This is a genomic window from Flavobacterium sp. 11, assembly GCF_002754315.1.
Lineage (GTDB): Bacteria > Bacteroidota > Bacteroidia > Flavobacteriales > Flavobacteriaceae > Flavobacterium > Flavobacterium algoritolerans.
Window position 1 is genome coordinate 1,739,606 of the sequence record NZ_PEFE01000001.1, and the last position, 23,259, is coordinate 1,762,864.

Annotated in this window: 16 protein-coding genes; 11 read left to right on the forward strand and 5 right to left on the reverse strand. The window is 33.4% G+C overall.

Translation table 11 applies throughout. From position 1 onward, the window contains the following. The first annotated feature begins 1 nt into the window (after window position 1). Together CLV00_RS07620 and CLV00_RS07625 are read left to right on the forward strand one after the other, a co-directional pair. A complete protein-coding gene (locus tag CLV00_RS07620; RefSeq protein ID WP_073354716.1) occupies window positions 2–313 on the forward strand; it encodes a DUF3467 domain-containing protein in 312 nt (103 codons plus the stop codon). Window positions 314–662: 349 nt separating this feature from the next. Then, window positions 663–1,022 carry a hypothetical protein gene (locus CLV00_RS07625; RefSeq protein WP_099714548.1) on the forward strand — a complete coding sequence of 120 codons (360 nt, stop codon included), beginning with the start codon at window positions 663–665 and terminating at the stop codon, window positions 1,020–1,022. 83 nt (window positions 1,023–1,105) lie between these two features. Here CLV00_RS07625 and CLV00_RS07630 read toward each other — a convergent pair whose 3' ends face one another. Both CLV00_RS07630 and CLV00_RS07635 read right to left on the reverse strand, forming a co-directional pair. Further along, on the reverse strand, window positions 1,106–2,695 hold the full coding sequence (locus CLV00_RS07630; protein WP_099714549.1) for a peptide chain release factor 3: 1,590 nt from the start codon (window positions 2,693–2,695) through the stop codon (window positions 1,106–1,108). Between the two features lie 187 nt (window positions 2,696–2,882). Continuing rightward, the gene (locus CLV00_RS07635) at window positions 2,883–4,325 is read right to left on the reverse strand and encodes an alpha-amylase (RefSeq protein WP_099714550.1); all 1,443 of its coding nucleotides are present in this window, start codon (window positions 4,323–4,325) and stop codon (window positions 2,883–2,885) included. 760 nt (window positions 4,326–5,085) lie between these two features. Between CLV00_RS07635 and CLV00_RS07640 the strand changes: the two genes are divergently transcribed. The 5 genes from CLV00_RS07640 to CLV00_RS07660 all read left to right on the forward strand — a co-directional run bounded on the left by CLV00_RS07640 (window position 5,086) and on the right by CLV00_RS07660 (window position 13,666). Continuing rightward, on the forward strand, window positions 5,086–6,516 hold the full coding sequence (locus CLV00_RS07640) for a peptidylprolyl isomerase (protein WP_099714551.1): 1,431 nt from the start codon (window positions 5,086–5,088) through the stop codon (window positions 6,514–6,516). A gap of 119 nt (window positions 6,517–6,635) precedes the next feature. Further along, the gene (locus CLV00_RS07645; protein ID WP_099714552.1) at window positions 6,636–7,589 is read left to right on the forward strand and encodes a MoxR family ATPase; all 954 of its coding nucleotides are present in this window, start codon (window positions 6,636–6,638) and stop codon (window positions 7,587–7,589) included. A gap of 397 nt (window positions 7,590–7,986) precedes the next feature. Further along, the gene (locus tag CLV00_RS07650) at window positions 7,987–10,758 is read left to right on the forward strand and encodes a bifunctional aconitate hydratase 2/2-methylisocitrate dehydratase (RefSeq protein WP_099714553.1); all 2,772 of its coding nucleotides are present in this window, start codon (window positions 7,987–7,989) and stop codon (window positions 10,756–10,758) included. A gap of 120 nt (window positions 10,759–10,878) precedes the next feature. Further along, complete coding sequence (locus tag CLV00_RS07655; RefSeq protein WP_099714554.1) at window positions 10,879–13,146, forward strand: aconitate hydratase; 2,268 nt, start codon at window positions 10,879–10,881, stop codon at window positions 13,144–13,146. Between the two features lie 199 nt (window positions 13,147–13,345). Beyond that, window positions 13,346–13,666, forward strand: a complete 321-nt coding sequence (locus tag CLV00_RS07660; protein WP_099714555.1) for a panthothenate synthetase — start codon at window positions 13,346–13,348, stop codon at window positions 13,664–13,666. A gap of 28 nt (window positions 13,667–13,694) precedes the next feature. On the opposite strand, the gene CLV00_RS07665 is transcribed toward CLV00_RS07660, so the two are convergent. Continuing rightward, the gene (locus CLV00_RS07665) at window positions 13,695–13,913 is read right to left on the reverse strand and encodes a hypothetical protein (protein WP_099714556.1); all 219 of its coding nucleotides are present in this window, start codon (window positions 13,911–13,913) and stop codon (window positions 13,695–13,697) included. Window positions 13,914–14,369: 456 nt separating this feature from the next. Between CLV00_RS07665 and CLV00_RS07675 the strand changes: the two genes are divergently transcribed. After that, window positions 14,370–15,869 (forward strand): LysM peptidoglycan-binding domain-containing protein, encoded by a 1,500-nt coding sequence (locus CLV00_RS07675; RefSeq protein ID WP_099716280.1) that lies wholly within the window; start codon window positions 14,370–14,372, stop codon window positions 15,867–15,869. Window positions 15,870–15,958: 89 nt separating this feature from the next. Here the strand turns inward: CLV00_RS07675 and CLV00_RS07680 are convergent, their stop codons facing one another. Together CLV00_RS07680 and CLV00_RS07685 are read right to left on the reverse strand one after the other, a co-directional pair. After that, the gene (locus tag CLV00_RS07680; protein WP_099714558.1) at window positions 15,959–16,417 is read right to left on the reverse strand and encodes a VOC family protein; all 459 of its coding nucleotides are present in this window, start codon (window positions 16,415–16,417) and stop codon (window positions 15,959–15,961) included. 24 nt (window positions 16,418–16,441) lie between these two features. Then, window positions 16,442–17,497 (reverse strand): glycosyltransferase family 9 protein, encoded by a 1,056-nt coding sequence (locus CLV00_RS07685; protein ID WP_099714559.1) that lies wholly within the window; start codon window positions 17,495–17,497, stop codon window positions 16,442–16,444. 419 nt (window positions 17,498–17,916) lie between these two features. On the opposite strand from CLV00_RS07685, the gene CLV00_RS07690 reads away from it, so the two are divergent. From CLV00_RS07690 to CLV00_RS07700, 3 genes are all read left to right on the forward strand, one after another. Further along, a complete protein-coding gene (locus CLV00_RS07690) occupies window positions 17,917–18,519 on the forward strand; it encodes an RNA polymerase sigma-70 factor (protein WP_099714560.1) in 603 nt (200 codons plus the stop codon). 234 nt (window positions 18,520–18,753) lie between these two features. After that, entirely contained in the window at window positions 18,754–19,851 is a 1,098-nt protein-coding gene (locus tag CLV00_RS07695) for a FecR family protein (RefSeq protein ID WP_099714561.1), read from the forward strand. A gap of 56 nt (window positions 19,852–19,907) precedes the next feature. Continuing rightward, a complete protein-coding gene (locus tag CLV00_RS07700; RefSeq protein WP_099714562.1) occupies window positions 19,908–23,258 on the forward strand; it encodes a SusC/RagA family TonB-linked outer membrane protein in 3,351 nt (1,116 codons plus the stop codon). The last annotated feature ends 1 nt before the right edge of the window (window position 23,259 follow it).

Consider the following 23,259-nt stretch of genomic DNA (forward strand, 5'->3'; position numbering starts at 1 on the left):
TATGAGTAATTCTAATCAACAACAAGAGCAAATTAATATTGAGCTAGATGAAAAAATTGCTGAAGGAATTTATTCCAACTTGGCAATAATAAATCACTCTTCATCAGAGTTTGTTTTAGATTTTGTAAGCATCATGCCTGGTATTCCTAAAGCTAAGGTGAAATCAAGAATTGTCTTGACACCACAACATGCTAAAAGATTGTTGAAAGCAATAGGAGAAAATATTCACCGTTTTGAAGTCGCTCATGGCGAAATAAAAGACACTGAACAAGCACCAATACCGCTTAACTTCGGTCCGGCAGGACAAGCATAAATTATAAAGAAAAAAAAGGCTCCAGAAATGGGGCCTTTTTTTGTTTATATATTAGTCACTTAATTAGTAACTATACGTTTTGATTTAAATATGTATTTCAGAACAATTTCAATATTCTCCAGCAATCGTTCTTGAAATTTTGTATTTCTGAAAAAAAATCTAACAATACTTTTTATTTGATAAATTGATATTAAGAAACTATTAAATTCAGGGTCTTGATAACAAGTTTGTGTTTTAAACGATTATTAAGGTGCTTCATCGAAAATATTTTTTGCTCGTAAATAAATGATATACTTTCGTTCTCGAGATAGGGAATTAAATCCTATCCATCATAAAAAAACGAATTGTTATGAAATATTTTTCTTTAAAAGCGGACACTAAAGGGATTTCTAATCTCTTGATAATGTTTGTTTTTGTATTAATGTCAAACGTATCTGTATTTGGTCAATCTGCTCAAAAGCTAGTTGATGGTAATACTGTTGAAGTTAACAGTAATTCAAAAAAAGAAAGTGTTTCAGCAGTTTCATCTTCAAATAGTATGAATTTCGTACTATGGTTTATGGGGACAAAACAAGATCCAAACGGTACAATCTCTAAAGAAAGTACAAATACAAAAATACAGGTTATAACATCTGGTTCTGCTCCAAACCGTTTGTTGATCAAAGCTTTTTTAAAGAAAGCCGTAGATTCTGACAGTATGATTTCTTAAGTGGAGGTTTATTTTAAAAGGTATATAAAAAAAACGCTAATTTTTAATTAGCGTTTTTTTTTGTAATTATTTTAAAAAATATTTTATTCAAATTCTGAAGTAAAGTATAATTTTACATTCGGATATTTATTCTGTGTCATCTGGATTGTAAAATCAGAATCGGCTAGAAATACTAATTGTCCGTACTTATCATGTGCTAAGAACTTTTGTTTGATTCTTCTAAATTCTTTAAATTCATCGCTTTTTGGATCGTTAGGTTTTACCCAACAAGCTTTGTGAACAGGGAAATTTTCATAGGTACATTTTGCGCCATATTCATGTTCCAAACGATACTGAATCACCTCATATTGAAGTGCACCAACCGTACCAATTATTTTTCTGTTGTTCATTTCCAGTGTAAATAACTGCGCAACACCTTCGTCCATCAACTGATCAATTCCTTTGTCCAATTGTTTGGCTTTCATTGGATCAGCATTATTAATATATCTAAAGTGTTCCGGTGAGAAACTTGGAATTCCCTTGAAGCTCATGATTTCCCCTTCGGTCAACGTATCTCCAATTTTGAAATTTCCGGTGTCATGTAAACCAACAATATCACCAGGATAGGATATGTCTACAATTTCTTTTTTTTCTGCAAAAAAAGCATTCGGACTCGAGAATTTTAAATTTTTCTTCTGGCGAACGTGATAATACGGTTTATTTCTTTCGAAAGTTCCAGAAACAATTTTTATAAAGGCCAGACGGTCTCGGTGTTTTGGATCCATATTGGCGTGGATTTTAAAAACAAATCCAGTCATTTTTTCTTCTTTTGGATCTACCAATCGTGTCTCAGAATCTTTTGGCCTCGGTGATGGAGCAATCTGAACAAAACAGTCCAATAATTCTCTTACACCAAAATTATTCAATGCCGAACCAAAAAATACAGGTTGTAGTTTTCCGTCTAAATAATCCTGACGATCAAATTTTGGATACACTTCGTCAATCAGCTCTAGTTCTTCTCGAAGTTTATCAGCAGGTTTCTGCCCGATGATTTTCTCTAATTCTGGATTTTGAACATCAGAGAAAGCTATAGTTTCTTCAATGTTTTTACGGCTGTCTCCACTAAATAAGTTGATGTTTTGTTCCCATAGATTATAAATACCTTGAAAATCATAACCCATTCCTATTGGAAAACTTAATGGCGTAACGGTTAAACCCAGTTTTTGTTCCACTTCATCCATCAAGTCAAAAGCATCTTTCCCTTCACGGTCTAATTTGTTGATGAATACGATTATTGGAATTTTTCGCATTCTACAAACAGCTACTAATTTTTCCGTTTGTTCCTCAACACCTTTGGCAACGTCAATTACAACAATAACGCTGTCAACAGCAGTTAATGTTCTAAAAGTGTCCTCTGCAAAATCCTTGTGTCCGGGAGTATCGAGAATATTTATTTTTTTGTCTTTATAATTGAATGCTAAAACCGAAGTAGAAACCGAAATTCCTCTTTGGCGTTCAATTTCCATAAAGTCACTGGTAGCACCTTTTTTAATTTTATTATTCTTTACGGCACCTGCTTCTTGAATTGCACCACCAAAAAGGAGGAGTTTCTCAGTAAGTGTTGTTTTTCCGGCATCAGGATGTGAGATAATCCCGAAAGTTCTTCTGCGTTGTATTTCTTCTAAAAAGCCCATATTTGTATAAATAGTTTGCAAAAGTACTATTTATAAATGCCAATTAAAAAAATTGTATACTCTAAATGGAGTAGGTGAGTTTTGAAGTTGCAATTCATGTGATTTTAAATCAATATTAGTGTTGTGAAGATTTACTAACTGATAAAAAAAGGCTGCCTTTTCAGACAGCCTTGATGGTATTTATGTGTTACATATTGATTGACCAAACAGAATATCCATTTGGCGGACACTGAATTTTAACCCATTTATCGCCTTGGGTTGTTGGAAACCAAGTTGAATTTCCTGTGAAATCTTTGATTTGTGCATTAGCCCAATTCGTTTGAATCCATCTTTCTTGCCAAGTTGATGAGTTGTTAATGTAAACCACTAAACCTGGATTTCCATTATAACCATTTCTTCGAGCGATATATTCATCAGTATCGGTGTATAAAATAGAAGTTGTTCCCGTTCCTTTATTGTTGTGTATCCAAATAAGATTATCCATTTTCGCTTTATTCAACCATTCTTCATAATCTCTGTAAAAAATAGTTGGATATCCTTCGTGAGTCAAAATATAAGCATACGCTAACTCTTTTTTCCAAATTTCATCGGTGTCATGATTAGAAACGAAAGTAACTGCTTTGTAAGGATTTCTCTTCCACATCATGTCATCATTCAAAAGATTTAAATTGTTTCCGTCGAATGCATCGTTCATTTTATAATAACAGGCAAAGTCAAAAACAGAACTATTGGCATTATTTGCCCAATCATTCAGTATGTTTACGTTAGAATCCCATAACTCACCAACGGAGAATCCACCCACGTTTGCATTCCAATCTTTTATGACCCAAGGTGCAAAACCTTTAACGTAATCAAATCTCCATCCGTCAAATTTCATCGTATTTTTGTAATATTTACCAACTCCGTCTGCTCTTTTCCAAAGCCAGTCTTGAACATTTGGTACCACGTGAGCTAAGTCAGGAAAACCTCCAAAAGCACCTTCATCATTATTTCCGTATGCATTTTTATAAAAATCAGCACTGGTTCTAGGGAATTTGCCAGAAGCGACACCGGTAAAATTAGTATAGGTTTGCGTTCCAGTAAAAGGATTGTTTTCTAATTGCCCGCCGCTATTGTGATTTAAAACCATATCAGCATATACTTGCATGTTTTCGGCGTGCACTTTTGTTATCAGACTTTCTAGTTCTGTACGGGAACCGAATCTTGTTTCTACAGTTCCATTTTGATTGTAATTACCAAAATCAAAATAATCTGTAGGATCATATCCCATTGAAAAAGCACCATTTTGTGCTTTGGATACGGGAGGAAGCCAGATAGAACCAATCCCGGCATTTGACCAAGCCGTTATTTTGGCGTTAACAGTATTCCACCAGTTGCCGCCGGCAGGAACGTCCCAATAGAATGCTTGCATCATAACACCACCGCCAGGATTTGCAACATATCTTCCGGTTGTGGAATTAGCAGATTTTCCGGTGCTGAATGGTTGTCCGTCGTGATGCGTAACATTGATTACTTTGAATTGTGAAGCTGCAGCAGCAGAATCAGTTGTCAGATCGTCATTCGAATTACACGAATACATACCAACTAATAAGGCTGATAATAGATACGCTTTGAAATTTAGTTTTTTCATAAAAGGAATAAATTTGGTTAAATAATAGATTTTGGAGTATTAATTGAAAATAGTATACAATATGAATTTTAGATTTTTTTTAAGGTTAGGAATTAAAACTCATTTTATTAAAATCAAAAAAATAAATCGAATAATTATTATAAATTTATTTTTAAGTTTAATTTTTTAATAATAAATCACTTTTTTAGCTAATTTATACAAATTCTTACGTGATGAGTATGCGAATTTTTTTAATTCTTAACGAAAACGTTGTAGTGTTTGCAACTTTTTGAATATACTGCTAAAAATGAGAAATTTAAGCCCTGTTTTTTAATGCTTTTTCTGTTTTCGGAATGTTTTTAAAGCAAAACTCGATTTGGAACAAATGAAATAGTAGAAAAAAGAAAAGTAGATTTTACTAAAAAGTGTAATGTTTGAAAAAGGGAAATAAAATGATACTGTTACAATTTAATAATGCACAACGGTGATTTTAATTTCGCCACTTCTAATGTTCAGTTTCTTTACGATTTAGGAGCTGAATATCGCAATCAATAAATGCGTTTATAATTTTTTGTTAATAGTAGGTAGGAAACTTGTATTATGTAATTGAATTGTTATTTTTGTTCGTTTTAAATTTAAAGAATGGTAAGAAATTGTATTATAAATTCAATTCGCTTCTTGATTCTTAAAGTGTATATTTGCCAAAATTATTCTGGCCTTTATAAAACAGGTTTAAAGACAGTTGAATAGGGATGTTTTACAATAAATACAAATTATAATAATGCCAATAAATAAAATACAAATGAGATCCATCAATAATAGAATTGCACTTACTTTTTTTGTTTTGCTTTTTTCCAGTGTTGTAGCAAGTGCTCAAGAAATTATTAAGGATAGTGTCATTACTCCGGTTAAAAAAATCCAATCCAATCAAAAACAAAAAATTGACGGTGTAATTGCCACGGTTGGGGATTATATCATACTTGATTCTGATATTGATAAGTCGTATCTTGAAATTTCGACTCAAGGTGGATCTGTAAAAGACATTACAAGATGTCAAATGTTAGGTAAATTATTGGAAGATAAATTATATGCACATCAAGCTATTCAAGATAGTATCGTAGTTACAGATGCTGAAGTGAAAGGTATGATGGAAGATCGTTTGAACTATATGGTAGAGCAAATAGGATCTTTGGACAAAGTGGTTAAGTATTACAAAAAAGATTCTGAGGAAGAATTCAGAACTTACTTCTCTGATATTTTAAAAGAAGGTAAGTTAAGTTCAGAAATGCAAAAGAAAATTGTTGATGCTGTAGAAATCACTCCTGAAGAAGTGCGTAATTATTTCAAAACAATACCTGCCACTGATCTTCCTTTCTTTGGTGTAGAATTAGAAGTAGCGCAAATTGTGGTTACTCCTAAAGTTTCGGATGCCGATAAACAAAAAGTAATTGATAAACTGAATGGTTTTAAAAAGGAAATAGAAGAAGGTTCTAGTTTTTCTACAAAAGCGGTTTTATATTCTCAAGATCCGGGTTCAAGATCGAATGGAGGGTTTTATAAAATGAATCGTAAAACTCCATTTGTAAAAGAGTTTAAAGATGTTGCGTTTAGTCTTGCTGAAGGAGAAATTTCTGCTCCTTTTCAAACAGATTTTGGATATCATATCATTTATGTAGAAAAAATTAAAGGGCAAGAAATAGAATTACGTCATATATTATTGACACCAACAGTTACTGAAGAAGCGTTGAATGAAGCTAAAGAGAAAATTACTTTGATTAAAAAAAGAATCGAAGATAAAGAAATCACTTTTGCAGATGCAGCCAGAACATTATCTGATGAGAAAGAAACTAGAGCCAATGGTGGAGCTTTAATCAATCCAAAAACACAAGATACTCGTTTTGAGTTGACTAAGCTGGATCCTACTTTTTATAGTCAAGTTTCTAATTTAAAAGAGGGTGAAGTTTCTGCTCCAATATTAGAACAAGGTGAGGAAGGAAAGAAAACATTCAAACTAATTACTGTTACAAATAGAATAGATGAGCATGCAGCAGATTATGCCAAAGATTACATCAAGATAAAAGACTTGGCTTTAAAAAGCAAACAAATTACGACTATTGGAAAATGGTTTGATGAAAAGATTAAAGAAACGTACATCAAAATCATTGGAGAATATAGAGATTGTGATTTTACAAACAATTGGCTTAAAAAATAGTTTTCTTAATCATTTACCAGATTGGAATTAGGAATAAAAATTTTTCAATAAATAAATAAAAAGAGTTAGTTTTATGATTTCATAACGCTAACTCTTTTTAATTTTAAAATACTTAATACATGTCAGACGTAGCAGCAATACATAACTTGGTTCAAAAAAGGAATGAGCTAAAAACGGAGATAGCAAAAATCATTGTAGGTCAGAATGATGTGGTAGATCAAATTTTGCTTTGTATATTTTCTGGCGGGCATGCATTATTGGTAGGAGTTCCAGGATTGGCCAAAACATTGATGGTAAACACGCTTGCGCAAGCATTAGGACTTGATTTCAAAAGAATTCAGTTTACTCCGGATTTGATGCCTTCAGATATACTTGGAAGTGAAATACTAGATGAAAATCGTCATTTTAAATTTATAAAAGGGCCTATTTTTTCCAATATTATTCTGGCCGACGAGATAAACAGAACGCCGCCAAAAACTCAGGCTGCTTTGTTGGAAGCGATGCAGGAGCGTTCGGTTACTATTGCAGGTGAAAACTATAAATTAGATTTGCCTTATTTTGTTTTGGCAACACAAAATCCAATTGAGCAGGAAGGAACGTATCCTTTGCCCGAAGCTCAGTTAGACCGTTTCATGTTTGCCATAAAATTAGAATATCCTTCTTTTTTAGAAGAAGTTCAAGTAGTTAAGCAAACTACTTCTGATATAAAAAACACTATAAATCCATTATTTACTGCTCAAGAAATAATTGATTTTCAACAATTAATCCGTAGAATACCAGTTGCAGATAATGTAATTGAGTATGCAGTGACATTGGTCAGTAAAACAAGACCGGATAATCCGCTATCTAATGAGTTTGTGAAAAATTATTTAGATTGGGGAGCTGGACCTAGGGCTTCACAAAATTTGATTTTAGCTGCCAAGGCAAATGCTGCTTTTAATGGTAAATTTTCTCCGGATATTGAAGATGTGAAAGCTGTGGCTACCGGAATTTTACGCCATAGAATTATTAAAAATTATAAAGCTGATGCCGAAGGAATTACTGAAGAAGCTATTATTCAGAAGCTGATGTAATAATTTTTAATATTGAGAAAAAAGCCAAACAAATTTCTAAAATCTGTTTGGCTTTTTTGTTTTCACTTAATAGTACAGTTTGACCAAAAAGAGCGTTTGAAAACACAACTACAACGTTATAAGTGATAATTTAGAAAGGTTCTTAGCTGAAAACGGTGTAAAATCTCGCTCCCTAAGTATCGTTAAATTTCAACTTTCTCAAAGAAAAGATTTTAAATTGTTGATAATTCATTATTTTAATTTAAAATTGAATTTTTGACAATAAAAAGTAGTGAAACTCTTTATTTTGTAATAATAATTTTTGAAAAAGCTACATCTATTATATTTTTTTTAATTCTCGGCATTAATTCCTAAATTTGCGTACAAAAAATAAAAATACCAAGAAAAGACTTCTATTATGAATACTTATAAGGATTACATTCAAGAAATTGAAGAACGAAAAGGCCAGGGACTTAACCCAAAGCCAATTGATGGAGCCGAATTATTAAGCGAAATCATTGAACAAATTAAAGATTTGAATAACGAGTACAGAGAGGATTCTCTTAAATTCTTTATTTACAATGTTGTTCCAGGAACTACTCCTGCAGCTAATGTGAAAGCTAAGTTTTTAAAGGAAATCGTTTTAGGTCAATCAGTAGTTGCTGAAATTACGCCTGCTTTTGCTTTAGAGTTATTATCACATATGAAAGGTGGAACTTCTATAGCCGTTTTACTTGATTTAGCTTTAGGTGATGATGTTGCTATTACAAAAGATGCTGCAGCTGTTTTAAAAACACAAGTTTATCTTTATGAAGCAGATACAGATCGTTTAGCTGAGGCTTTCAAAAACGGTAACGAAATTGCCAAGGATATTCTAGAAAGCTATGCTAAGGCAGAGTTCTTTACTAAATTACCTGAAATTGCAGAAGAAATTAAGGTAATTACTTTTATTGCAGGTGAAGGAGATATTTCAACAGATTTACTTTCTCCAGGAAACCAAGCGCACTCTCGTTCAGATCGTGAATTGCACGGTAAATGCTTAATTTCTCCAGAAGCACAAGCTGAAATCAAAGCGTTAGCAGAAGCGAATCCTGATAAGAGCGTGATGTTAATCGCTGAAAAAGGTACTATGGGTGTGGGATCTTCAAGAATGTCAGGTGTAAACAACGTGGCACTTTGGAGTGGTAAACAAGCTAGTCCTTATGTTCCATTTATTAATATTGCTCCAATCGTTGCAGGAACAAACGGTATTTCTCCAATTTTCCTAACAACTGTTGATGTTACTGGTGGTATAGGTTTGGACCTTAAAAACTGGGTAAAAAAATTAGATGAAAATGGTAACCCTATTCGTAATGAAAGTGGTGATCCTATTCTTGAGGAAGTGTATTCTGTTGCTACTGGTACGGTTCTTACAATCAATACAAAGACAAAGAAATTGTATAGTGGAGATAAAGAATTGATAGATATTTCTAAAGCATTCACTCCTCAGAAAATTGAATTTATAAAAGCGGGAGGTTCTTATGCAATTGTGTTTGGAAAAAAATTACAAACATTTGCATCAAAAACTCTTGGTATTGCTATTGTACCTGTATATGCTCCGTCAAAAGAAGTTTCTATTGAAGGGCAGGGTCTTACTGCAGTAGAAAAAATATTTAATAAAAATGCGGTTGGAACAACTCCAGGTAAAGTGTTACACGCTGGTTCTGATGTTCGTGTTACCGTAAATATTGTTGGTTCACAAGATACAACTGGTTTGATGACCTCTCAGGAATTAGAGTCTATGGCTGCAACTGTGATTTCTCCAATTGTTGACGGTGCTTACCAATCAGGTTGTCATACTGCTTCAGTTTGGGACAATAAATCTAAGGCAAATATTCCTAGATTAATGAAATTTATGAATGACTTCGGTTTGATCACGGCTCGTGATCCGAAAGGCGTTTATCATTCCATGACGGATGTAATTCATAAAGTACTTAATGATATTACTGTAAACGAATGGGCTATCATCATTGGTGGTGACTCTCATACCAGAATGTCAAAAGGTGTTGCTTTTGGTGCTGACTCAGGAACAGTTGCTTTGGCTTTGGCTACAGGTGAAGCTTCAATGCCAATTCCAGAATCTGTGAAGGTGACTTTCAAAGGAGATATGAAAGGATACATGGATTTCCGTGACGTGGTTCATGCTACACAATCTCAAATGCTTAAAACATTTGGTGGAGAGAATGTATTCCAAGGAAGAATTATTGAGGTTCACTTAGGAACGCTGAATGCAGATCAAGCATTTACTTTTACGGATTGGACTGCAGAAATGAAAGCAAAAGCTTCTATCTGTATTTCTGAAGATTATACCTTGATTGAATCTCTTGAGATGGCAAAAGGTAGAATTCAGATCATGATTGATAAGGGAATGGATAATAAAAATCAAGTACTGAAAGGATTGATTGCTATAGCTGATAAGAGAATTGCCGAGATTATTTCAGGAGAGAAACCAGCGCTAAGACCGGATGCAAACGCTAAGTATTACGCTGAAGTTGTTGTAGATCTTGACGTGATTGCTGAGCCAATGATTGCAGATCCTGATGTGAATAATGCTGATGTTTCTAAAAGATACACACACGATACTATTAGACCATTATCTTTCTATGGAGGGGTTAAAAAAGTAGATCTTGGATTTATTGGATCTTGTATGGTTCATAAGGGTGATATGAAAATTCTAGCTCATATGCTTAAGAACATTGATGAGCAAGAAGGTAAAGTAGAATTCAAAGCGCCACTAGTTGTAGCTCCGCCTACTTATAATATTGTTGATGAATTAAAAGCAGAAGGTGACTGGGAAATTTTACAAAAATATTCTGGTTTCGAATTTGACGATAATGTTCCTAAAGCTGCAGCACGTACATCATATGAAAATATGTTATATCTAGAGCGTCCAGGTTGTAACCTTTGTATGGGTAACCAGGAAAAAGCTGCTAAAGGAGATACCGTTATGGCAACATCTACGCGTCTTTTCCAAGGAAGAGTTGTAGAAGATACTGAAGGTAAAAAAGGAGAGTCTTTACTTTCTTCTACTCCAGTTGTAGTTTTATCTACAATCCTTGGTAGAACTCCAACAATAGAAGAATATAAAACGGCGGTAGAAGGTATTAATCTAACCAAGTTTGCACCTTCTCATAAGTTATTAGTTAAATAATTCACATAATTAGTTAATTATAATTTAAAAGCCTGAGTCATTAGACTCAGGCTTTTTTTATACTCTATTTTTTTGTATCTTGTGATGTATAAATAGAATAACAAAAAACACCTATATATTATGGCTTTTGATATTGAAATGATTAAAAAAGTGTACGACAACATGACAACTCGTGTTGATAAGGCACGCGAAATAGTTGGCCGTCCGCTTACTTTAACAGAGAAAATTTTGTACAATCACCTTTGGGATGGAATGCCATCAACTGCTTTTGGAAGAGGTGTTGATTATGTGGATTTTGCCCCGGATAGAGTTGCTTGTCAAGATGCAACGGCTCAAATGGCATTGTTGCAATTTATGCACGCTGGTAAAAAGAAAGTTGCAGTTCCTACAACGGTGCATTGTGATCACTTGATTTTGGCTAAAAATGGAGCTGAATTTGATTTAGCTGCAGCAAATACACAATCCAAAGAAGTTTTTGACTTCCTTTCTTCAGTGTCTGATAAATACGGAATTGGTTTCTGGAAACCAGGTTCGGGAATTATTCACCAAATCGTTTTGGAGAATTATGCCTTCCCCGGAGGTTTAATGATTGGTACCGATTCACATACTGTAAATGCAGGTGGATTAGGAATGTTGGCTATTGGTGTTGGTGGAGCTGACGCTGTAGATGTAATGTCAGGAATGTCATGGGAATTAAAATTTCCAAAATTAATAGGTGTAAAATTAACTGGAAAACTTTCCGGTTGGACTGCACCAAAAGATGTAATCCTTAAAGTAGCTGATATTCTTACTGTAAAAGGTGGAACAGGAGCTATCGTTGAATATTTTGGAGAAGGAGCTACTTCAATGTCATGTACTGGAAAAGGAACTATTTGTAATATGGGTGCCGAAATTGGTGCTACCACTTCAACATTTGGTTATGACGAGTCCATGAGAAGATATCTTTCTGCAACAGGTCGTCAAGATGTAGTAGATGCTGCTGATAAGGTAGCGTCTTATTTAACTGCTGATCCAGAAGTGTATTCAAACCCGGAAACATATTTTGACCAAGTAATCGAAATTAATCTTTCTGAATTAGAACCACATATTAATGGCCCTTTTACTCCGGACCGTGGTACGCCAGTTTCTCAAATGAAAGCTGAAGCTGCTGCAAACGGATGGCCAATTAAAGTAGAATGGGGATTAATCGGTTCTTGTACCAACTCTTCTTACGAAGATATGGCTCGCGCTGCATCTATCGTAAATCAAGCCGTTGAATTAGGAATCAGCCCAAAAGCTGAATTTGGTATCAATCCAGGTTCGGAGCAAATTAGGTATACTATCGAAAGAGATGGAATTATCGCTACTTTCGAAAAAATGGGAACCAAAGTATTTACTAATGCTTGTGGACCATGTATTGGACAATGGGATAGAGCAGGAGCAGATAAAGGAGAAAAAAACACAATCGTTCACTCTTTCAACCGTAACTTCTCCAAACGTGCCGATGGTAACCCAAACACACACGCTTTTGTAACATCTCCAGAAATGGTTGCTGCTTTAGCAATTTCAGGTCGTTTGGATTTCAATCCTATTACTGATACTTTAATCAACGATAACGGAGAAGAAGTAAAACTAACCGCTCCTTATGGTGATGAATTGCCTAAAAAAGGATTTGCAGTAGAAGATGCAGGTTTTCAAGCACCAGCAGCTGATGGATCAGGTGTTCAAATCCTAGTTAGCGAAACTTCAGATCGTTTGCAATTATTGGCACCATTCCAACCTTGGGATGGTAAAAATATTACTGGAGCTAAATTATTGATTAAGGCTTTCGGAAAATGTACTACAGATCACATCTCTATGGCTGGTCCATGGTTGCGTTTCCGCGGTCACTTAGATAACATTTCTAACAATATGTTGATTGGAGCAGTTAATGCTTTTACAGAAAAAACCAATTCGGTAAAAAATCAATTAACGGGTACCTATGATGCCGTTCCTGCAGTTGCACGTGCATATAAAGCAGCTGGAGTTCCATCTATTGTTGTGGGAGATCACAATTATGGAGAAGGTTCTTCTCGTGAGCATGCAGCTATGGAGCCTCGTTTCTTAGGAGTTCAAGCAGTATTAGTAAAATCATTTGCTCGTATCCACGAAACAAACCTTAAAAAACAAGGGCTTTTAGGATTAACATTTGCTAACGAAGCAGATTACGATAAAATCCAGGAAGATGACACCATCAACTTCACAGATTTAGTAGATTTTGCTCCAGGAAAGCCATTAACTCTAGAATTCGTTCACGCAGATGGAACCAAAGATATTATCTTGGCAAACCATACCTATAACGAAGGGCAAATTGGCTGGTTTGTAGCTGGTTCAGCATTAAACTTAATTGCTGCTGCCAGTAACGCATAAGTAAATTAAAACATTTATATTCAAAACTCTCAAGGAAACTTGGGAGTTTTTTTGTTTTATGGTTTTTTTCAGAAGAACAATATTCGCTTTCTAATGACATGTTAATTTAAGTTAAAGTATTGGTAATGAGTATTTTATTAGCAATACGGATTGTGTTATTTTGTATCTTTAGTTACTATTAATCTTAAATCTTATTGCTATGAGAATGTTAGTCAATGTTATCTTTCCTATTGAGCCTTTCAACTCAATGACTAGAAATGGAACTGCTGGCGAAATCATTAGTCGAGTGATTAATGATATCAAACCAGAGAGTATTTATTTTTCTGAACAAGACGGGCATCGGGGCGCAATTATGGTAGTTGAAGTTCCTGATGCGTCTGCAATTCCATCTATTGCTGAACCTTGGTTTTTAAATTTTGAAGCCAATTGTGAATTTAGAATAGCGATGACTCCTGATGATTTAATGCGAGCTAACCTCTCTAAACTTGCTGAAAAGTGGAGTGATATTCATGTAGTATGAACAAAACGAGAGAATTAACAGCGCCACTTCAAATAAAATGAGGTGGTTTTTTTTTTGAGCTATTTCCCGCTGACCGTTTCAAGCTTTTTTGCGCAATTGCTTTTTTCCAAGATAAAAAAGGAGCTTCTTTTAGTCGCTCTTTTTTCCCAGGAAAAATAGGCAATTCCGCTGCAAAAGGCTTTTCACTTTCATCAGGGCTACAAGTCATAAACCAGAATTTCAATTCCTGTTTATTGATTTCAAACAAAATTTTATTTTAAAAAAGAAAAGGGCTATAAGCCGAAAATACGGGCAAAATTCAAAAAACAAGTCGAAATTTTATTTTTTGAACGTTAAAATTTAAAAAAAGGCTGTGTTTTTTGATTAAATCTCTTATATTAGCTTTTTTGAAAAATTAAATATTCAAAGGAGCTTTTTTGATAGTTTTTTAAATCAACCTTCTTTAGAATTTTTATTTTCAGCCCAACAATACAATAGGATTGTACGGCGTTACCATTTCACCTGCTTTTGCAATTGAAATAAAAAATCAACTAGAATTTAAAATGAACACATTCGGAACCTCTTTTTATAAAAGAGATAAGGATTATTTTTACAATTTTTTAAATAAAAAAGTAAAAAAGCAAACCATAGCGAGATTTAATAATTATATCCCGAAATCGCTGTGTAGAATAAAAATGGGGTAAGTAATTTGAAATAAATGAATATGAGTTTAAGATTAATTGTAACATTGTTTTTATTGAATAGTATCGTTCTTTTTTCTCAGGAAAATACCACGAAGCACACCATCGTAAAAGGAGAAACAATTTCTAGTATTGCTGAGAAATATGATGTTAAACAAAGCGCTATTTTCAAATTAAATCCAAACGCAAAAAATCTATTAAAACTCAACTCCATTTTATTAATTCCTGTAGCAGCCACAAAAAAGACAAATACTAAATCCAAGGTTGCAGCAAATTACTCCGCAAAAGAACATGAAGTACTTGCCAAAGAAACGCTTTACGGAATTGCAAAACAATACGGAATCTCCCTAAAAGAATTAAATGAACTTAATCCAACGCTAGAATCTACAGGATTAAAAATAGGTCAAAAAATTATAATTCCTGCAAACGCATCTTCAACGGAAGTAGCTGTTGCTCCTCAAGCCAAAAAGGTTTCTCAAAAACCGGAATTAGTAGTTACTCCCCAAGTAATCGAAACTGAAAAATCCACTACGGAACAAACCACGATAGAAGTTCAGCCAAAAGAATCAAAATATTCTATCGCAAGAAAATACGGAATTACGGTTAAAGAATTAGACAAAGCCAATCCAACTTTAGGTACTAAAGCACTTAGAGTGGGTCAAAAAATAACGATTCCGGGAAATGGAATACCAGTGACTGAAGTAGCAGTTGCGCCACAGCCTAACAAAGAATTACCAACTGCTGAAGCTGTAGTTATTGCAGAGCCCGTTACAATTACACCTAAAACAGAAGAGCCAGTAGTTTCTCAGCCAAAAATAGATTTGCCAAAATCAGAAGTTATAGCTGTTTCTCAACCAAATGATGCGCCAAGCGCAATCTCAGATAATATTGTTCGCGAAGTGTTGCCAAAAGAAACTAAATATGGTATTGCTAAACAATACGGAATTTCGGTTCAGGAATTAGAAAAACAAAATCCAGAAGTTAAAAACGGGCTTCGTGTAGGAGCTAAGTTGAACATTCGTGCAAATAATGTACCAGTAGAAAATAATGCTGTAGTTAGCATTGATAGCAATAATGCAACTACAATTGAAAATACTACAATTGATTTTAACAATACATTAAAGCCTACTTTTAGTCATGATTTTCTGGATCAATTGATAGAACGCGCTTCAGAAAACATAGGAACGAGATACCGTTCTGGAGGAACTTCAAAAGCAGGTTTTGACTGTTCCGGTTTAATGTGTACTACTTTTGGTGCATTCGATATAAAGTTGCCAAGAACATCAAGAGAACAATCCGGTATTGGTACTAAAATAAATACTGAAGAAGCTCAAAAAGGAGATTTAATTTTCTTTAAAACGAATGGTAGAAGCCAAATTAATCATGTAGGTATGGTGGTAGAAGTTTGTGAAGGAGAAATAAAATTCATTCACTCTTCAGTGAGTAATGGAGTTATTATTTCCTCAACCAAAGAAAAATATTATGAGAAAAATTTCTCCCAAATAAATAGAGTTTTACAATAATTCTAATTGGTAAATTTCAAAAAATATAAGGAATAAAAAAACGAAACTCCTCAGGCAACTGAGGAGTTTCGTTTTTTTAGTTGTACAGTTTAGTGTTGTTCGGCACTATTTATTTCAATCCAATAGCCATCTGGATCCTGTATGTATATTTGTTTGATTCCGTCAGCTCTAACGGTGATGGTGTCAAGTTTCCCCGGCCAGTCAGAATATGTAATTTTTAAAGCTTTAAGTGCTTGAATCAATGCGTCAAAATTAGCTGATTTAAACGCAAGATGTACAGCTTTGTTTATCGTAACAGGTCCTTTAATTGTGGAAACTAAGTGTAATTCTTTACCATCACCCAATGAAACCCAACGAATGCCTTCTTTTCGTGTAAGATTGGTAATTTCTGAAAGTTTCAAAACATTAGTATAGAAATCAACGGAGCGATCCAAGTCTTTTACTGAAAGTGCTATGTGGTCCAACTTCAAAGCATAGGTGTTGGTATTCTGGGCGCAAAGTGTTCCAGTGATTACAAATACAATTAGGAATACAGCTATTTTTTTCATGGATAATTTGCTTTATACTTTTAATTAATTCTTACCAAGAAGAATGTTATTGATTACTTTGATTGATTCCTCGGTTGTGCTGGTATTGGTGTTTATGGCCACACTGTTATTGTTGTAAGGTGCATATTTGTTTTGATTAAGACGAGAAAATAAACCTACAGTAGGTGTTAGTGAAGCGCTGGCTAAATGCATAATTCCACTGTCGGCCCCAATGAAAATTTCTGTATTTGCAATGACTGAACCAATTTCCCGAATGTCTTTACTATAAAAAGTAGGTGCTTTAAATCCTATTTGTGAAATATTTTCTACCGGTAAAACCTCTAAAATATTGTAATCTTGATATTTTGTTTTTAATTGCTCATAAAATTCTTCCCACCAAGTTTCTGAATAGCATTTGTCATCTGTTGCATAGGTGAAAATAGCAATAGTTTTTTTGTCATTAGGAACTATTTTGTCTATTGTTTTTTTGCCTTCGGCAAGTTCGGTATGACTTAATTTAAGGTCTAATGATGGAACTGGATTTTCCTTTTCTTGAAATCCTAATTTGGTTAAAAAACTTCTAAATTCATACACCGGATACTTGGCAATGTGCTCGTAATCTTTATGTTTTAATGCAATGTTTTCATCAACTTCGCCAAAAAACTTATATTTCGCATCTGCAAACTGAGCCGATAATCGTCCAGATGAAGAACCTTTATCAACATTTATAACTATGTCATAGCGCTGCCTTTTGATTTTTATCCAAACTTGAAAATAAGCGATTAGGTTTTTAAAGGGCTTTTTTGGAAGTTCAATAATATAATTGATGTTTTCGTAGTTTTGAAAAACAATTGGCGCAAGCCCTCCTTTTACAAATAAATCAATTTTGCATTCTGGGAAAGTGGCTATTACGTCTTGTACCAGCGGTGTAATTAGCAATAGGTTTCCTAATCTATGATTGGGTCTGGAAATTAATACTCTTTTGATTTCAATTTTTTGAGTCAAATCTATATGTTGATTCTTCTGGGAACTGCCGATATTTTTAGTAAGGCTTCGTGTTAAAATCCTTCGGAATACATTTACTTTTTTTAAGATACTCATGCTTTTAAAATATTATATGGTATTGAAATTATTTTTAAATATAAAATTGAAAAGGTGTTTTTATTCTTTTACAGAATATAAAATAATTAGCACCTCTCTAAGTGTTGCCTAACGGGCAAATATACAATATAGAAGCTAATAATATTTGTAGCTTATCAAGATTACTTTAATCTTAAGGATGGCTTGATATGGACGTTTTTTTGAGGCGTTATAAAATCAAAAAGATAAAAGACACGATGCTGTTTTTGTTTATTCATAAGAGTGAATTTTTTGCATCCTCTTTTCTGAAACAATCTGCTTTTCAGTTGGACTGAATTCAAATTGTTTTCCCAGTAAATTCAAAATAATAGTTAACTATAAATTAGTTGAATTATTTTTCTAATTTAGCTTTTTTACAAAACAGCGTGTTATTTTATTTAATGAAAGAAATAAAACATAATGAATTATACCAATTCAGAGCCTTTAAAGAGGGAGATGACTTTGCGTTTAATTTTTTTTTCAATAAATACTATAATCGTGTTTTGGGCTTCAGCATTCAATTTTTATACGATAAGGATGAAGCTAAAAATGTTACTCAAGAGGTTTTTTTGAAATTATGGATCAACAAGGACAAAATTGAAACTGCAAATGGTATTCTACCTTTTCTCTATACGTATGCAAAATCAATATGCTTAAATCTTTTAAGGCATAATAAAGTAAAAGACAAATTTAAAAATGAATTATTGAATCAAAAAGAGAGAGAATTAGATACTCAAATCTTGAATTCAATACATTTTGATTCCCTAGAATTAACCGAATTAGAAGTTTTGATAAATAAAGTAATTGCTGAACTTCCTGAAAAAACAAAACAAGTTTACTTAAAAAAACGTTTTGAGAATAAAAAAAATGAAGAAATCGCTACTGAAATGGGAGTGAGCCAAAAAGCGGTTGAAGCCCATATGACAAAGGCTTTAAAGATTTTAAAAGAACAATTGTCAGACTATTTGCCTTCCTTTATCATTATCACTTTACTAAATAGTTAAAAAATAATTAAATTTTAACATAGGGTATTTCAATTGTTAAGTGTACTTACTTAGACGATAGGAATATGGCTTACGAAATGTTTTTTTATTTACAAGAAAATTAGCTTCAAGCTTTACCTCTGAATATAATAATGATTACAAAGTCATTTGTTCCGTTTATTCTATAAATGAATAGTTGTCACAGTTTCTAAAAGTTACTCGTAAAAAGCGTTTGTTCAAACTAAAAATATTAATATGATTTCTGACTTGATTTATAAATATTTAGACAATGAAGCTTCTGAAGAAGAGGTTCTTATTGTTTTTAGATGGATTGAAACTTCTGAAGAGAATAAAAAACAATTTATTGCTTTAAAAAAGGCATGGGCGTTTACAGCAATGTCTAATGAAAACCCATCATTAGCTATAAAAGATTTTTACAAGAAAAAGCAAAAGACTGGCACAAATAAACTGTACACAATTTTGCGATATGCAGCAATTGTGCTCGTGTTTATTGGTTTAGGAAGAACAGCAACAGAGCTGAATAATCCTTTAGGAAATGCATCAAAAGAGATTGTTTTGGAATTAAGCAATGGAGCAGTAGAATATATTACTAAAGACCAACATAAAAAAGTAGTAGATGACAAAGGAAAACCAATTGCAGAACAAAGTCACGATGAAATTATTTATCATGGTCATGTAGCGAATAATGAAGTGGTTTATAATACGCTTAAAGTTCCTTATGGTAAAACATTCAAAGTAACACTTTCAGATGGTACTATGGTCCATTTGAATGCCGGAACAACATTTAAGTATCCGCAACAATTTGGTATAAATAATAATAGAAAAGTTTATTTAACCGGAGAAGCTTTTTTTGATGTAGCCAAAGATAAATTACACCCATTCATTGTGGAGTCAAACCAAGTCAGTATTGAAGTTCTTGGGACAAAGTTTAATCTGACAGCTTATCCTGATGATAAGCAAATACATACTGTTTTAGTAGAAGGCAGCGTGCGATTATCAGAGAATGCTAACCAGAAAAACAGTAAAATTTTATCTCCGAACCACATAGGAACATGGGATGAATCTTCAAAAAAGTTTGCCATAGAAACGGTAGATGTTGATTTATTTACGGCTTGGGTTCAAGGAGAACTTGTTTTTAAAGAGGCATCTTTTGGTTCCATCTGTAAAAGAATGGAGCGTGCTTTTGATGTTACTATTGTAAACACAAACAGCAATCTAGTCGCACAAAAATTTACAGGAACAATTAAGATTAAAGAATCTAAAGTAGAAGATATTCTAGACTTGTTAAAGCTGGATACTCCATTTAAATATACCAAAAAGAAGGCAGTATAAGAATAACCAATTAAACAACAACTAACTAACAACTAACTAACCAAAATTTGAATTACATGACGTTTACATTACACCCCTATTTGCAAAAGCTCTTAATGACTTGTGGGATAGTCTTAATGAGTATGAATGCTTTTTCCCAAACAAAAGATAAGACCATTACTTTAAATTTTAAAGAACAACCACTAAGTCAAGTTATAAAATTCATAGAACAGCAAACTAATTTTCGGATTATTTACAATGTTAATAAAATTGATGTGAATCAAAAAGTAACTGTTGCAGTAAAAAATGTCAAGCTTGAAGATGCTTTGAAAAAACTTTTCAAAGACAAGAAAATCTCTTTTTTTATACAAAAAGAGCAAATATTATTACTCGAAATTACGAGTAATGAACCTTTAGAAGAAAAAGAGCGTTTTATAAAAGGTGTTGTTTTAGATGACAAAGAAAAACTACCCATTCCTGGTGCAACCATTTTGGTAAAAGGCACCTCGACTGGAGCTATAAGTGACAGCAACGGAAAATTTGTCTATTTATTAAAAGGAGATGATATAGCAAATACTGTTTTAGAAGTATCCTATCTTGGGATGAAACCACAAAGTTTCCGGGTGGGAAATTCATTTGATTTTGTTTTCAATATGGAACAGTTTACAGATGAGTTGGATCAAGTGGTTATTACTTCATCCTACGGTACAAAAAAACTAAAAGAGGAAATAGTAGGAAGTATTTCTACTTTGAACGCCAAAGATTTAGCCGTAGAACAAGCATCCGAAAGTATTGATAAAATAGTAGGAGGACAAATTGCTGGGGTGTTAATAGAAAATACTTCGGGAATTGGTGGTCCGGTTAAAATTAATATACGGGGTCAAGGAAGCTTAAGTTCTTTAACTAATTCTAATTTAGGGACTTCTACACAGCCTTTAATCATTGTTGATGGTGTGATAATGAGTGAAGAAGTAGGTATTGATAGTCAGTTTTTTGATGCTAACGGTACTTTTTCTGAAAATCTATCCAATCCTCTCGCTCAAATATCACCGGAAAATATCGAAAGTTTTACGGTGCTAAAAGATGCTGCTGCAGTAAGTATTTATGGTGCTGATGGTGCTAATGGTGTAATTCTTATTACTACTAAAAAAGGGAAAAAGGGAAAAGCGAAATTTGGTTTTTCTAATCAGCTTGGGATTTCCTCAGCGATTAATCAAATTAAATATTTAAGTGGATCTCAATACAATGACTTCAGAAATGAATACTTAAAAAACAGTCAAACAAATTACACACCTGTTGCTTATAATGGTATAAATACGGATTGGTTTGATTTGCTGAACGTTGCGGGAATTTACAATAAATATAATTTTAATGTTTCTGGAGCCAATTCTAAGTTGTCCTATCGCAGCAGTTTGAGTTACCTTACAATCGACGAACCACAAAAAGGAAATAAAACGCAACAATTAAACGCTGGTATAAATCTGGGTTACCGCGTAGATAAATTTGATGTCAGCCTGTCTTTGAATCCTAGTTACATTCAAAAAAACGCACCAAATATTTATTACAGTTATGCTTTTGTTCCTACTATTTCTCCATATAATGCGGATGGTTCGTATGCTAATGTAGGTGTGTCGGGTTTAGGGAATCCATTGGCAGCTATTGAGCAAAATAAAAATATAACGGACAGTTATGGTCTTTTGGGAAGTTTAAATGCTTCTTATGAATTCAATAAATTTTTAAGTTTTTCGACACTTTTTGGGATAGATTATAAAGACAAAACGCAAGACAGATATTTCTCAGGAGCCAATGAAAGTGGTCAATACAACGGCTCATTTACTTTAGAAGGAATTCAATACCCAAACTGGGGAAGACGTCTTTTGAATGAGAGAAATTCGACTAAGTGGAACTGGCAAGGACAAGCTTTATTCAATAAAACGTTGAATTTGGATCATAATATTGATGGAATTCTTGGTTTTGAGTTGTCTAATGATAAAGCTAATTTTAATTATTCATCGGGTAGAGGTTTTGTGAATCCAAATGGCATTAATAGTATCAACGATGCAATACAAGATGATGACCCGTTGACTACAGTAGACGAATCATCCGGAAATCAGACCTTTGGTGACGATATTAGTTACAGCTCACGAGTGTCTTTTTTTTCACAGTTTAACTACAATTATAAAAAGAGATATTACTTTTTAGGGAATTTTAGGCGTGATGAAAGTTCGGTATTTGGAGATGATACTAATGTTGCTTTAAATGGCGGAGCTGGGTTGAGTTGGATTACCAGTAATGAGGATTTTATGAAATCCAATAGTATAATTGACCTCCTAAAATTTAAAATCAGTTATGGAACTACAGGCAATTCAAGAATAGGATCGTACCGCTCAAAAGGGCTTTATATCTTGAGTCAAAACGGATATAATGGAGCGCAAGGTTCTTATCCCTCTGAAGCACCAAACGGGAATCTGAGTTGGGAGAAAAATACAAAATTTAACGCAGGTGTCGATTTTAATTTTTTGGGTAGGGTAGAATTGTCTTTAGAATATTTTTACGATGATTTAAAAAATTTAATAACAACTAGAGATATCCCAACAGAAACAGGTTATAGTTCCATCCAATTAAATGCTGCCAGTATGTATAATAAAGGATTGGAATTTACAACCCGAATTAAGTGGTTGCAAAGCGATAGTTTTAAATGGACGACATCTTTTAATATTTCGACGGTAAAAAATAAAGTTACGGAGCTTGTTGGTTTGGGAAGTGAATTTTCAACTGCAGAGATCGCTCTTGCTCAAAAAGTTGGGTATAGTACATCAACAATTTGGGGGATAAAGTGGGTAGGTGTTGATCCTGCAACTGGTAGAGATCTTTTAGAAAAAGACGGTCAGGTTTATGATGCTGCAACCTACAGCAGTTTATTTGATGCTGCTGATTGGGTTCCTATTGGCGATAATCAACCTAAAGCTTATGGAGGTTTTAATAATAGTTTTACAATTAAAAACAATATTGTTTTATCCATAAGAGGCGCGTTTCAATTGGGTGGAGATTATTTAGTAGATAACAGTCTTATCTCAAAATATAACATTACCTCTAATAGAAACCTTTCTGTCAATGCTTATGATTATTGGAGAAATCAAGGAGATGTAGTTTCACAGCCTTTGGTAATCAGCAATACAACCCTCATTCCTAATTTAAGTAAATTTTTATATGACGCTACTTATTTAAAAATCAGTAATATTAATTTAAGCTATAATGTTCCTATTAAAAAGACCTTTTTAGACGCATTATCTGTTTTTGTTGATGTTTCGAATGCGATGTATTGGTACAAAGACAAAAGTCCGTCTGGTATGAATGGAATACGTGAATTTAACTTTACCTATCCACAAGCAAGAACAATTTCTTTAGGGTTTAATACTAAATTTTGAT

Bases quoted from the DNA above. Each gene is read 5' to 3' on its own strand.
- CLV00_RS07640 (WP_099714551.1), top strand. From the start codon at position 5,086: ATGCCAATAAATAAAATACAAATGAGATCCATCAATAATAGAATTGCA.
- CLV00_RS07645 (WP_099714552.1), top strand. From the start codon at position 6,636: ATGTCAGACGTAGCAGCAATACATAACTTGGTTCAAAAAAGGAATGAG.
- CLV00_RS07675 (WP_099716280.1), top strand. From the start codon at position 14,370: ATGAGTTTAAGATTAATTGTAACATTGTTTTTATTGAATAGTATCGTT.
- CLV00_RS07680 (WP_099714558.1), bottom strand. From the start codon at position 16,417: ATGAAAAAAATAGCTGTATTCCTAATTGTATTTGTAATCACTGGAACA.
- CLV00_RS07630 (WP_099714549.1), bottom strand. From the start codon at position 2,695: ATGGGCTTTTTAGAAGAAATACAACGCAGAAGAACTTTCGGGATTATC.
- CLV00_RS07660 (WP_099714555.1), top strand. From the start codon at position 13,346: ATGAGAATGTTAGTCAATGTTATCTTTCCTATTGAGCCTTTCAACTCA.
- CLV00_RS07620 (WP_073354716.1), top strand. From the start codon at position 2: ATGAGTAATTCTAATCAACAACAAGAGCAAATTAATATTGAGCTAGAT.
- CLV00_RS07700 (WP_099714562.1), top strand. From the start codon at position 19,908: ATGACGTTTACATTACACCCCTATTTGCAAAAGCTCTTAATGACTTGT.
- CLV00_RS07625 (WP_099714548.1), top strand. From the start codon at position 663: ATGAAATATTTTTCTTTAAAAGCGGACACTAAAGGGATTTCTAATCTC.
- CLV00_RS07650 (WP_099714553.1), top strand. From the start codon at position 7,987: ATGAATACTTATAAGGATTACATTCAAGAAATTGAAGAACGAAAAGGC.
- CLV00_RS07655 (WP_099714554.1), top strand. From the start codon at position 10,879: ATGGCTTTTGATATTGAAATGATTAAAAAAGTGTACGACAACATGACA.
- CLV00_RS07635 (WP_099714550.1), bottom strand. From the start codon at position 4,325: ATGAAAAAACTAAATTTCAAAGCGTATCTATTATCAGCCTTATTAGTT.
- CLV00_RS07695 (WP_099714561.1), top strand. From the start codon at position 18,754: ATGATTTCTGACTTGATTTATAAATATTTAGACAATGAAGCTTCTGAA.
- CLV00_RS07690 (WP_099714560.1), top strand. From the start codon at position 17,917: ATGAAAGAAATAAAACATAATGAATTATACCAATTCAGAGCCTTTAAA.
- CLV00_RS07685 (WP_099714559.1), bottom strand. From the start codon at position 17,497: ATGAGTATCTTAAAAAAAGTAAATGTATTCCGAAGGATTTTAACACGA.